The sequence below is a fragment of the Pseudobutyrivibrio sp. ACV-2 genome (assembly GCF_900107545.1).
Lineage (GTDB): Bacteria > Bacillota > Clostridia > Lachnospirales > Lachnospiraceae > Pseudobutyrivibrio.
The window spans coordinates 428,860-440,583 of sequence record NZ_FNQZ01000002.1; the positions used below are offsets into that span (position 1 = coordinate 428,860).

Annotated in this window: 12 protein-coding genes; 4 read left to right on the plus strand and 8 right to left on the minus strand. The window is 41.4% G+C overall.

Annotated features, from left to right (window positions below):
• Position 1: 1 nt before the first annotated feature.
• The 7 genes from BLV53_RS04555 to BLV53_RS04585 all read right to left on the minus strand — a co-directional run bounded on the left by BLV53_RS04555 (position 2) and on the right by BLV53_RS04585 (position 6,117).
• Positions 2-967 (minus strand): transglutaminase-like domain-containing protein, encoded by a 966-nt coding sequence (locus BLV53_RS04555; protein WP_242879032.1) that lies wholly within the window; start codon positions 965-967, stop codon positions 2-4.
• 111 nt (positions 968-1,078) lie between these two features.
• Positions 1,079-1,501 carry a hypothetical protein gene (locus tag BLV53_RS04560; RefSeq protein WP_090297689.1) on the minus strand — a complete coding sequence of 141 codons (423 nt, stop codon included), beginning with the start codon at positions 1,499-1,501 and terminating at the stop codon, positions 1,079-1,081.
• Positions 1,501-2,748 carry a BTAD domain-containing putative transcriptional regulator gene (locus tag BLV53_RS04565; protein WP_090297692.1) on the minus strand — a complete coding sequence of 416 codons (1,248 nt, stop codon included), beginning with the start codon at positions 2,746-2,748 and terminating at the stop codon, positions 1,501-1,503. Before BLV53_RS04565 ends, BLV53_RS04560 begins: the two co-directional genes overlap by 1 nt.
• A gap of 126 nt (positions 2,749-2,874) precedes the next feature.
• Positions 2,875-3,444 (minus strand): aminoacyl-tRNA hydrolase, encoded by a 570-nt coding sequence (gene pth, locus BLV53_RS04570; RefSeq protein ID WP_090297695.1) that lies wholly within the window; start codon positions 3,442-3,444, stop codon positions 2,875-2,877.
• 3 nt (positions 3,445-3,447) lie between these two features.
• Positions 3,448-3,708, minus strand: coding sequence for a septation regulator SpoVG (gene spoVG / locus BLV53_RS04575; protein WP_090297697.1), 261 nt, complete (start codon positions 3,706-3,708; stop codon positions 3,448-3,450).
• A gap of 4 nt (positions 3,709-3,712) precedes the next feature.
• Entirely contained in the window at positions 3,713-4,846 is a 1,134-nt protein-coding gene (gene glgD, locus BLV53_RS04580; protein ID WP_090297699.1) for a glucose-1-phosphate adenylyltransferase subunit GlgD, read from the minus strand.
• On the minus strand, positions 4,843-6,117 hold the full coding sequence (locus tag BLV53_RS04585) for a glucose-1-phosphate adenylyltransferase (protein WP_170830755.1): 1,275 nt from the start codon (positions 6,115-6,117) through the stop codon (positions 4,843-4,845). The genes glgD and BLV53_RS04585 overlap by 4 nt, the downstream gene beginning before the upstream one ends.
• A gap of 322 nt (positions 6,118-6,439) precedes the next feature.
• On the opposite strand from BLV53_RS04585, the gene murC reads away from it, so the two are divergent.
• The 4 genes from murC (at position 6,440) to BLV53_RS04605 (ending at position 11,372) form a co-directional block, all read left to right on the plus strand.
• Positions 6,440-7,819 carry a UDP-N-acetylmuramate--L-alanine ligase gene (murC, locus tag BLV53_RS04590; RefSeq protein ID WP_090297704.1) on the plus strand — a complete coding sequence of 460 codons (1,380 nt, stop codon included), beginning with the start codon at positions 6,440-6,442 and terminating at the stop codon, positions 7,817-7,819.
• Between the two features lie 228 nt (positions 7,820-8,047).
• Positions 8,048-9,175: a DnaD domain protein gene (locus tag BLV53_RS04595; protein ID WP_090297705.1), complete on the plus strand. Its 1,128-nt coding sequence runs from the start codon at positions 8,048-8,050 to the stop codon at positions 9,173-9,175.
• A gap of 12 nt (positions 9,176-9,187) precedes the next feature.
• The gene (locus tag BLV53_RS04600) at positions 9,188-10,168 is read left to right on the plus strand and encodes an ATP-binding protein (protein ID WP_090297709.1); all 981 of its coding nucleotides are present in this window, start codon (positions 9,188-9,190) and stop codon (positions 10,166-10,168) included.
• 25 nt (positions 10,169-10,193) lie between these two features.
• Positions 10,194-11,372, plus strand: coding sequence for a ribose-phosphate pyrophosphokinase (locus tag BLV53_RS04605; protein ID WP_090297712.1), 1,179 nt, complete (start codon positions 10,194-10,196; stop codon positions 11,370-11,372).
• Between the two features lie 170 nt (positions 11,373-11,542).
• On the opposite strand, the gene BLV53_RS17210 is transcribed toward BLV53_RS04605, so the two are convergent.
• Positions 11,543-11,724 (minus strand): hypothetical protein (locus BLV53_RS17210; protein WP_207646217.1); only part of this gene is annotated, 182 nt, incomplete at its 5' end.

Below are 11,724 nucleotides of genomic sequence, written 5' to 3' on the forward strand. Positions count from 1 at the left end.
TTTAGTATTTATACTTTAATTGATAGTAACTGTCGTCTTCTCTAAATTTCTTAACCGTGCTGGTATTGGCATAGGAACCAAGTGTTGGATCCATAAGTGTCCACTGAGTACCATCGAACTGTATAACACTGTCAATCCAGCCCTGTTCAGCCGTATATACTGAAATCCAGGCGTGATACTGTGTACCTGCGTAACCAATCTCCAGTCTCGTTGGTATACCTTGCGACCTAAGCATCGCTCCCATGAGGGATGCATAGTCAAAGCAGATACCCGTGCATGTAGCAAGGGTGTCATCCACCTTTGGGATGTACCCGGATTGCACCGTTTCCGCCTTGTTGTAGTCATAGGTTACATTTTCGATGATGTAATGATATACATTTTCCACCACCTCAAGGTCGGTCGTTGCACCACTTGCCAGCTCTTGTCCTTTCTTTACCGCCGCGGAATTCGCATTGAAATCCACGTAGGCATTAGGATACAAAAACATACTGTATTCATCTTTCAGATTAACGCTCACTGACTGAGTAAATGCTGCTGCATATTGGTCGTCATGTAGGTTCTCGTAGACACCAATTTTATAAGTACCACTACCTTCAGACAGCGGATAGACATCGTATTGCCCATCCAAATCCATCAGATAATTGTAGGTATTCTTTGCAGGTGTCTCTATTAGCATTCTCACCTTTGCTGCAGAACCTGTGTATTTGACCATCACATATCCATCTGTCGCATTGCTGGCATCTATTGTCGCATCTTTATTTGAATAAACCGTAACTCCACTTGCCACAGGCTCCAAAACTGTAATGGAATTGTCCCTGTTTCCGTTGGATTCCTTGGCTTTAGTTGCGCCACCAGCTGGTTTATCCGCGTTCTGTGTGATGTTTGGTGATGGTCCCTCTAAGGTTCCACAAGCAACCAGGCTAATACTCAGAACAATCAGTGAAAGCAAATATTTACATCTTCTCACTTGCTTCCTCCATCCTTGTTCCATTATTCTCCCAAAATAATTGTTTAGCCTCGAATGTTTTAACCTGTGGACAGTTTTCACTAGTTTGCCCTGTCCACAAAATATTAAATTTTATTTTAGATATTTAATTAACTCTACCTCACTGTTAAAGCTATATTCCTCGTCCGCCTTTTTGTTATAGACAAAGCCCTGCCAGGTAGCATTGTCGCGGCCTGTAACCATGATTACATAGCCCTCTTTTTCCATATCTGGCAAAAGCCCTTCTGCATCAACAAGCTGTTTTTCCACATCAATTTTCTTAGGAACAAAATAGCTTTCAGTCCTTTTAAACTGCCTGCTCTTGGTTTTTAATGCTGGAAAATTAAGGGCATCCATAACGCTTTCAACTATATAGAATAGCTCGTTGATATCGTTAAAATGCTGTGGATTTTTATCAAAGCAGTTGTAAACTCTACCCTTGAAGCCCTTCTTTGACTCGTCGATAATCACCCCTACGCAATTTGGGGTTCTTTTCATTCTTCCTGAAACTGGCATTACTCATCACCCCTTACGATATCCTTAAGCTCATCTGTATCGTTGTCTGTGCCTGCACTTGCAAGGTTAACTGGCGCAAGATGATACTTGATATAACGCTTTCTTGACTCCTTGCTGAGGTTCTCATTGATACGAGCTTCTACAAGCACGCAGTCTTCCTGAGTAATATCCAAAAGAAGAACTACAAACTGGTTGTTGCTATATCTGGCATACATGTCACCGCCACGGGCTGATGTTCTGATGGCCTCTGAAAGTTCATCAGACAAAGTGTTGAGTCTATCTGAATCGTTAAGAGCAAAGCCCTTGCCATCTGTGATGGTGCAAAGCATGAGCCATGCTGACTGGCCGGAACGGCGAATAACACGCTTGATATATCTGTAGCTTTCCACAAAAATAGGGTATGTGCAGTAGAAAGCACCTTCGATATCTTCCTTTGATGTATCCAGGTTTTTCTTAACCTCGCTGATAACATCAGTATTATTTTTAATCTGCTCTCCAAGCTTATCCAGCTGCTTTGTCATATCAGCTGATACGGAAACACCAAGCTCTTCAAACATAAGAGCTTCTGTGTCCTCATAAAGCTTTAAAGCTTCCCTTGATTTGCCCAGCTCAATAAGCGCCTGCATCTCGTAGGTCTGCCAATTATCGTATGGATAAAGCTGGTCCGCCTTGTGGCTCACCTGGTAGAGCTTGTCATATTTTTCCTGAAGGGCATATGTTTCAAGAAGCTGTTTTACACAACGGTCGTAGAGTTTCTTCAGTCTTACCTGAACTGTAACAACCCATTCAACTCCGCTTAATCCTGGGAGGAAATCACCTCCATAGATTTCACAGGCTTCCTCTAAAAGCTTTTGCTGCTCATTTGTATCTTCAGATCCCAATGCCTTTTTAGCTGTTTCTTCAAACTCAATAGCATCGCAATCCACAGCTACATTTGGGCTGATGCGATAGGTTCCGCGCTTAACATGAACATAATCTTCATCCGGAAGTCCCACACTTGGAAGCGCTTTTCTAAGTCTAAAAACCAAAGCTCTTAAACTGTTTGATTCATCAGCTATATCTTCGTTGTGGAAGAGATTATACATAACCTGCTCTCTAGCCAATCCATTAGGATAATATAGAAGCATCTGAAAAAGCTGATTTACCTTAGTGGTGTTGTTGCGCTCTATTGTGAAGGGTTTTCCTTGATAAGAAATCTCCACATTTCCTAACATTCTTGCTTTTATTACAATGTTTTCATTTACCATTATACTGCCCTTTTCTATTTACGAGTTCTTTCTAGTTACAACCCTAGTATAGTTTTCTTAAACGTTATTGTAAATAACATTGTTATAAAAAAGGGCACACTAGAAAGTGTACCCTTTTGTTCTACTCTATTTCTCTTTGATATTGTATTTATTCATGGCTGTGTCAAGGTCGTTTTCTAAGAATAATTCAACAGCACCTATAACCTTCTCCATGGAGGCATCCACCTTTTCTCTGTCTTCCTTGTCGTAGTGTCCCAAAACATGTGCTACCATATCTCCGTTTTGGCACTCGCCAACTCCAACTCTGATTCGAGGGAATTCATTGGTTCCAAGCAGGTTGATTATACTTTTCAACCCGTTGTGACCACCTGCACTGCCCTTCTTTCGCACCCTGATATTTCCTGTGGAAAGTGATACATCATCAGATATAATCACAAGCTCCGTCTCAGGATCCACCTCGTAGTACTCAGTCATTGGGAAAACGCATTCTCCACTAAGGTTCATGTAAGTCATTGGCTTAACAAGAATTACCTTGTGTCCATTTATCATACCCTTTCCCACTAGACCTTTATGTTCTTTGTGGTTAACCTCAATCCCATAATGCTTGGAAAGGACATCTATTGCCTCAAAACCTACATTATGTCTGGTTCCATCATACTTCTTCTCAGGATTACCTAGACCAACAATTAAATACATATCTTACTCTGGGAACTCTTCCTTAAATTTGTTGAGAATCATTGTTTGCATCTGCTCTCTTGTAGTTGAACGGATAGGATGAGCAATATCCTTGTATCCGCCCTCAGAACCACGTCTACTAGGCATAGCGATAAAGAGTCCCTTATCTCCTTCAATAATCTTAATGTCGTGAATTACAAACTCCTCATCAATAGTAACTGAAACAACTGCTTTCATTTTGCCTTCTTTTTCGATCTTACGTATTCTGATGTCTGTAATTTGCATTGTGTTATACCTCCCCAACTGGCATATCGTATCTGTTCTTGTTACCGGTAACAATGCGGACTCCATTTTCCCCAATATATGTAGATCCGCTGAGCAATGTCTCATGGCTTTCAACAATGCAATTCTCAACGTGCACGTTGTCCCCTATGTATGCTCCATTTAAAATGACGCAATTCTTAACAACTGAATTGTTGCCAACAAATGCCTTTTTAAATAATACTGAATTTTCTACCGTACTATTGATGATACATCCTCCTGCGATGAGTGAGTTTGACACCTTCGAACCTGAATTGTATTTTGCAGGTGGAAGGTCGTGAGTCTTAGAGAAGACTCCTGGCTCAGTGTGGAAGAAATTATCTCTAACATCCTTTCTTAAGAAATCCATGTTAGCCTTGAAGTAGCTGTCTACGTCTGCGATGTTTGACCAGTAGCCTTCCATCTTGTAGCCGTAGATCTTCTTCATGCTCTTGTATCTAATAAGAATGTCGGTAACGAAGTTGTAACGTCCCTCACGATTGCACTCCTCCAATAAATCGATAAGGGCTCTTCTTCTGATGATGTAAACACCAGCAGAAACTAAATCTGATGTAGCCACCATAGGCTTTTCTTCAAATTCAGTAATTCTGCCATCTCTGTCCATTGAAACGACACCGTATCTGTTGATGTCATCACCCTCAGGAAGCTTTGCACAAACAACTGTGATATCTGCCTGCTTTGCGATATGGTAATCGAGAACCTTGTTAAAGTCAAGCTTGTAAACTCCATCACCGCTGGCAATGATAACATATGGCTCGTGTCTCTTCTTAAGGAAGTCAATGTTCTGCCAAATGGCATCGGCAGTACCGCGGTACCACCAGCTATTATTTGTGGTTACGGTAGGTGTGAAGAGGAAAAGTCCTCCCTGCTTTCTACCGAAATTCCACCATTTTGATGAATTAAGATGCTCATTTAATGAGCGTGCGTTGTACTGTGAAAGTACTGCTACTGTCTGGATGTGCGAGTTTGTCATGTTTGAAAGGACAAAATCAATACATCTGTAGCTTCCTCCTATTGGCATAGCAGCGATTGCTCTCTTGTCTGTGAGTTGCTGCATTCTGCTGCTGTTTCCGCCTGCTAGTATAATTCCTAATGCTTTCATACTCGATCACCTGCCTTGATAATATAGCCGCCACTAGCTAACTGTCCGTCAGGATAATCTGCCTCGCTAGTCTCGCCCTTGATAGCTGTATTCTTTCCTATTGTAACATTTGGTGGGATTATAGAATTCTCGCCAATAACTGCCAATCCATATGAATAGATGCTGGCATTCAGCTTGCTTTCTGCCTCCTCGCCCTGTCCAATCTTGGCTCCTGCGCCAACGACTGTATTCTCAGCGATAATCGATTTATCAATAACACAATCTTTTCCGATTGTAACGCCTTCCATAATAATAGAATCGCGGATAACTGCGCCTTCTTCAACTACTACACCAGCGCCTAAAACTGAGTTGTAAATCTCGCCATAAATCTGAGCACCCGCACCTACAATCGCCTTTTCAACAACTGCTGTGTTTGCTACAAACTGAGGCTCAATGATGTTCTGATTAGTGTAGATCTTCCAGAACTCCTCATATAAATTGAACTCTGGAATTAAATCTATAAGCTCCATATTGGCTTCCCAATATGAACCAAGTGTTCCAACGTCCTTCCAATAGCTGTTAAACTCATACGCATACATTGGAGAACCCTTCTCGTGAAGGTATGGCAATACATGCTTACCAAAATCGCAATTGCTCTGATCTCTAAGTGCTAAAAGTGATTCCTTTAATGCCTTCCAGCTAAAAATATAAATACCCATTGAAGCCAGGTTACTACGTGGTTTTGGTGGCTTCTCTTCAAACTCGCTGATGCGCTTTTCTTCATCAGCAATAACAACACCGAATCGCGATGCCTCTTCAATTGGAACTGGTATTACAGCGATTGTAACATCAGCACCCTTTGCCTTATGAAAATCTAACATGGCCTCGTAATCCATCTTGTAAATGTGGTCTCCTGAAAGGATAAGCACATACTCAGGATTATAGTTCTCCATGTACTTAAGGTTTTGGAAAATTGCGTTAGCGGTACCAGAATACCACTCAGATGTATCGCTCTTCTCGTATGGAGGAAGAACGGTTACGCCACCATTATTTCTGTCCAAATCCCATGGAATACCAATTCCAATGTGTGAATTTAAAACAAGTGGCTGGTACTGAGTAAGTACGCCAACGGTATCAATCCCCGAATTGATACAATTTGATAGAGGGAAGTCGATAATTCGATACTTTCCTCCGAAAGAGACGGCTGGCTTTGCAACATCAGACGTCAGTACGCCTAATCTGCTTCCTTGCCCACCAGCCAGAAGCATTGCGATCATTTCTTTTCTAATCATCCCTATCATCTGCCTTTCTCGTGGTGTCAGTCAAGGATGTGCCTAGTTTTGCCCATAGCACTCCCCTAAGTGTGTCTTTTTATCCAAAAAACGCACTCTTATGCATTTAGTATAACAAAGTGCCTATTTTCACGCAATATTATTCTTATTTTTACTCATTCAATGTTAATTTTTTGACAATAAATGGTAAGATTACACAAAATTATGGCTATTATTTCACAAGTTGACCCTTGAAAGTCACTTCAATAGGGTTTATCTTTAGGTTTAGCGTTAAAAAATTGTAGCAACAATAATAAATAATTAAGAAGGAAAACGAAAATCAATGTATAAACTTAATTTCAACGAACAGATACATGTTCATTTTATAGGTATCGGCGGCATCAGCATGAGCGGCCTTGCCGAAATATTGCTTGGTGCCGGCTTTACCATCTCAGGCTCTGACAGAAGTGCCTCTGAATTGACAAATCACCTTGAGGCTCTTGGCGCTACCATTCATTATCCACAGGCAGCATCAAACATCACAGATGATATAGATCTTATCGTCTACACCGCTGCTATCCGCGAGGACAATCCAGAATTCATCGCTGCCAAGGAAAGCGGCAAGCCAATGCTTACCCGAGCTGAACTTCTTGGTGAGATAATGGAAAACTACGCCCGTTCCATCACCGTTGCAGGAACCCACGGCAAGACTACCACTACTTCCATGATTAGCCAGATTCTTTTAGAGACTGCAGATGAACCTACTATATCTGTAGGAGGTATTTTAGATGCCATCCACAGCAACGTTCATGTTGGCCACAGCGATGTATTTATCACAGAAGCCTGTGAATACACCAACAGCTACCATTCATTTTTCCCCAAATACAATGTCATCTTAAATGTAGAAGCAGATCATTTGGATTTCTTCAAAAATCTTGAAAATGTCCGCGCTTCATTTAAGAAATTTGCCGGAAATACTTCAGATGATGGAATTCTTATCATCAATAACGAAATAGATGATGTTAAGTTCTTTACCGAAGGATTAAAATGCAAGGTCATCACTTATGCACTCCATGGTGATGCTGATATTGTTCCATCAGAAATTACATATAATGAAAAAGGATGCGCAAGCTACGTACCTGTTTACAATGGAAAATCTCTTGACAGGGTGCAGCTTAACGTACCTGGCGACCACAACATCAGCAACTCCCTTGCAGCTATCGCTCTTACTATAGAAATGGGAGTAAGCTACGACCACATTTTAGCTGGCCTTGCCAAATTCGGCGGCGCCCACAGACGTTTCGAGTTCAAAGGCACTTACAACGGTGCCACTATAATCGATGACTATGCTCATCATCCTACAGAAATCAGAGCCAGCCTTGCAGCTGCTAAAAATTATCCACATAATCGCCTGATTGTGTGCTTCCAATCACACACATATACCAGAACACTTAGCTTTTTAGATGATTTTGCCACAGCACTCAGCGCTGCAGACATTGTCATCATGCCGGATATTTATCCTGCAAGAGAGCCAGACATTTACGGAGTAAGCTCAAAAGATATCACCGACAGACTTGAAAAAATGGGCGTGGAAGCCCACTATTTAGGCACTTTTGAAGAATGTGAAAAATTTTTGAAAAAAAATCTTTTACACAACGATCTGTTGATAACTATGGGCGCCGGAGATGTTAATCTGGTGGGCGAAAACCTACTTAACAAATAGTTATCCAATAGTTATCCACATTATCCACATTTTTTGGTGGGAAACTTTCCACCACAGGGTGTGGATTTTTTTTATGCGAAATTCTCAGTTATTCGCATAGTTATCCACATTATCCACATATGTCACAACCCCTTTATTTACAGGCTTTGTGGACTTTCCTGCCCTTTTCTTTTCAGAATTACTTTGCTATAATTTGCCTCAGCTTAAGAGGGAGATGTATATATATTTATGGCAGACATCATGTTACACACCAGCAATAACACAGGCATCACTTGTGTTTCAAATACTTTTATCGACGATTTCATGAAAGAGGCAAATGGAGAATACGTTAAGGTTTACCTTTATCTGTTGCGTTGTCTTAATCGAGATGGGTTCGACTTTTCAATCTCGCAGTTGGCGGACTGTTTAGACCACACAGAAAAAGACGTAATGCGAGCTTTAACTTATTGGGAGAAAGTTGGTTTGCTTCACCTGGAGTATTCACCGGAAAATGAGCTTTCTGGAATCTGCTTAGCCGATGTGAACGGAACTGACAAGGCTTGCGGCCCTGTCATTTCCAACATCACATCCATGACTACATCAGCACGTTTCAATGGCGTGTCAAATGTAGCAGCTACAGCCGGAGCTCCTGCAGTTTCAAACCTCCAGGCTGTTGAAAAACCAAGCTACAGCCCTGACGAATTAAAGGCATTCAGTGAGGATACCGACGTAAGCGATTTGATTTTCGCTACACAGACATACCTTGGCAAGCCACTTTCCGTTCCAGAAACAACTACTCTTCTGTTCTGGTACGACAGCCTTCACATGTCAGTAGACCTTATCCAGTACCTTGTTGAAACATGCATTGGCGGCGGACACTCAAGCTTCCACTACATGGACACAGTTGCAAGAAACTGGGCAGAGGACGGCATCAGCACTGTAGATGACGCAATCAAAGCTTCAAGCGCCAGAAACAACACTGTTTACTCAATCATGAAGGCTCTTGGCATCACAGGTCGTGCACTTGTGGAGACAGAGCTTAACTACATAGACAAATGGACCACCACCTTCAGCATGGATTTAGCTATTATCTGCGAGGCTTGCAAGCGCACTATCATCCAGACTAACAAGCCATCATTTCCATATGCAGATAAAATCATTACCAGCTGGCAGAAGGCCGGTGTTAAAACACTTGATGACATCGCAAAGCTTGATGCAGACTTCACTGCAGCTTCTGTAGCAAAGATTTCTTCAGCAACACGCCAGAAATCATCACAGGTTACATCAGCTACAAAGGCTAAGAGCAATAAGTTCCATAACTTCTCGCAGCGCGATTACAACTTCGAAGAATTGGAAAAGAAAATTCTTGGAAACTAAGGGGGAATAAAAATGGCACTCTCAAATGAACAATACGATGCACTTATGCGTCAGTACAACCACAAACAGGCTCGCAACAACCAGATCGTTGCCTACCGCACTGACGAGGTGTACTCTGCCATCCCCAAACTATCAGAATTAGACGCAGAGGTTTCAAGAGTTTCAGTATCGTCTATCAACGCTATTTTCAACGGTGAAAGCATTGATGCTGCCTCAGCCGCCTCTCGCCGCAAACTCAAAGAAATCAAAAACCGTCGTATCAAGCTTATGGAATCAGCTGGCTTTCCTGCGGATTACCTTGAGCCACCATACGATTGTCCGGATTGCAAGGACACAGGTTATATAGACGGAAAACGCTGCCATTGTTTCAAACAGGCAGCTATTAATATTGTCTACAGACAATCCAACCTGAGTAACATCCTTGCAAAGGAGAATTTCAACTACTTTGACCTAAGTGTGTATGATGATGATCATTCCACCTCAAGTCCTCGTGCCACTGCACAAATAGCCCTAGAAAGAGCTCAAAACTTTGTGCAGCATTTTAAGGAAAAAGGTGGTAATTTATTGTTGCTTGGACAGACAGGTTGTGGTAAAACCTTCCTATCCAATTGCATCGCAAAAGCCTTATTAGATGAAGGCATATCTGTTATATACTTTACAGCATCTAACTTATTTAAGGTCTTTGAGGATCAAACCTTCAAAAAGAAGGACCATCTTGACGATCTTCCAGACCAGATTTTTGACTGTGACTTATTAATCATCGATGATTTAGGCACTGAATTTCCTAACAATTTCAAAATTACCAAACTATTCCAGTGTTTAAACGAAAGGTTACTTAGAAATAAATCAACCGTAATTTCCACAAATCTTTCTCTCGAAGAAATGAGAGACACTTATAGCGAAAGAATTACTTCGCGAGTATTTTCATATTACGATGCTATTAGGCTTATCGGGGATGATATTCGTATTAAGAAAGTAATGATGAATAAATAAATAAGTATCATTCAAGGAGCAAACAATGCCAAACAATGAAATCGTGTTGGAAAACACACCCCCTATGGCTGAGTTAGGTCTTATCCCTCATAAGAGCTGCACAGCTATCGCTGACAAAGTCAACGACTATCTTCTTAAATGGAGACAGGAGCGCAAGAGCGATCAATCTATTATTACTCTTGCAGGTTACCGTAGTGATTCTTACATCGTGGATGCTGAGTGCCCTCGTTTTGGTTCCGGTGAAGGTAAAGGTATCATTAGACAGTCTGTTCGTGGACTTGACCTTTACATCCTTGTAGATGTAACCAACTACAGCCTTACTTACAGTGTTTGCGGTCATGAAAACCACATGAGCCCAGACGATATTTTCTGTGACTTAAAGCGTATCATTGCTGCTGCAATGGGCAAGGCAAAGCGCATCACTGTTATCATTCCTTTCCTTTATGAAGGACGTCAGCACCGCAGAAGTGCCCGCGAGTCACTTGATTGCGCTATGGCTCTTCAGGAACTTGTTAACATGGGCGTTGACAACATCATCACATTTGATGCTCACGACCCTCGTGTTCAGAACGCGATTCCACTTAACAGTTTCGAGACTGTTTCACCTACTTATCAGTTCCTTAAGGCTATCCTTAAGAACGTTAAGGACCTTCAGCTTGACAATGATCACCTCATGATCATCTCTCCAGATGAAGGTGGTACAAAGCGTGCCGTTTACATGGCATCAGTACTTGGTGTCAACGTTGGTATGTTCTACAAGCGTCGCGACTACAGCCGCATCGTTGACGGACGTAACCCTATCGTTGCTCATGAATTCCTTGGTAACGACGTAGATGGCAAGGACGTTATCATCGTTGATGATATGATTTCTTCTGGTGAGTCTATGATCGATGTTGCTACAGAGCTTAAGAAGCGCAACGCTAGACGTATCTTTGTAGTTGCTACATTCGGTCTTTTCACAAACGGTATGGAGAAATTCGACAAAGCCGTTGAAGAAGGTATCATCTACAAGGTTGTTACAACAAACCTTACATACCTCACAGACGAAGTGCTCAACAAGCCATACTTCATCAAGTGTGATATGTCAAAATACATCGCATACATCATCGATACACTTAATCATGATTGCTCAATTTCAGAGCTTCTTAATCCATACGGACGTATTGAAAAACTCATCACAAAATACAAAAACGGTGAATATTAAAAAAGAGCCCTTTCGCAAGAAAGGGCCTTTTTTATGTAAGCGGTAAATATAAAGCCCTTTAGTTGACGCTTACATATATCCTGGTAGACTAACAGATTAAAATAATAGCCTTAATCTCCTTTTTATAGGGATAGGGGCTTGCCCTTTTTCTCAAGAATGTAGGGGGCTGGTTACTTATTTCTCGTATCTATGTCATCAAGATTGTATGTAATAATAGGCTTGTTATTATAAACAAAAGCTATTTTAGTAGTATTAGGATGTAGGAATGCAGTAAAATTATCTTCTTCTAGATTCTTCATGGATAAATCTCTATAACTCATTAGTGTTATGTTCAATGTCTCACCATCGTGTG

What these genes read in the sequence shown, in the direction of transcription:
- spoVG (WP_090297697.1), bottom strand. Translation starts at nt 3,708, where the DNA reads ATGCAAATTACAGACATCAGAATACGTAAGATCGAAAAAGAAGGCAAA.
- BLV53_RS04585 (WP_170830755.1), bottom strand. Translation starts at nt 6,117, where the DNA reads ATGATTAGAAAAGAAATGATCGCAATGCTTCTGGCTGGTGGGCAAGGA.
- BLV53_RS04565 (WP_090297692.1), bottom strand. Translation starts at nt 2,748, where the DNA reads ATGGTAAATGAAAACATTGTAATAAAAGCAAGAATGTTAGGAAATGTG.
- BLV53_RS04600 (WP_090297709.1), top strand. Translation starts at nt 9,188, where the DNA reads ATGGCACTCTCAAATGAACAATACGATGCACTTATGCGTCAGTACAAC.
- pth (WP_090297695.1), bottom strand. Translation starts at nt 3,444, where the DNA reads ATGTATTTAATTGTTGGTCTAGGTAATCCTGAGAAGAAGTATGATGGA.
- BLV53_RS04560 (WP_090297689.1), bottom strand. Translation starts at nt 1,501, where the DNA reads ATGCCAGTTTCAGGAAGAATGAAAAGAACCCCAAATTGCGTAGGGGTG.
- BLV53_RS04605 (WP_090297712.1), top strand. Translation starts at nt 10,194, where the DNA reads ATGCCAAACAATGAAATCGTGTTGGAAAACACACCCCCTATGGCTGAG.
- glgD (WP_090297699.1), bottom strand. Translation starts at nt 4,846, where the DNA reads ATGAAAGCATTAGGAATTATACTAGCAGGCGGAAACAGCAGCAGAATG.
- murC (WP_090297704.1), top strand. Translation starts at nt 6,440, where the DNA reads ATGTATAAACTTAATTTCAACGAACAGATACATGTTCATTTTATAGGT.
- BLV53_RS04595 (WP_090297705.1), top strand. Translation starts at nt 8,048, where the DNA reads ATGGCAGACATCATGTTACACACCAGCAATAACACAGGCATCACTTGT.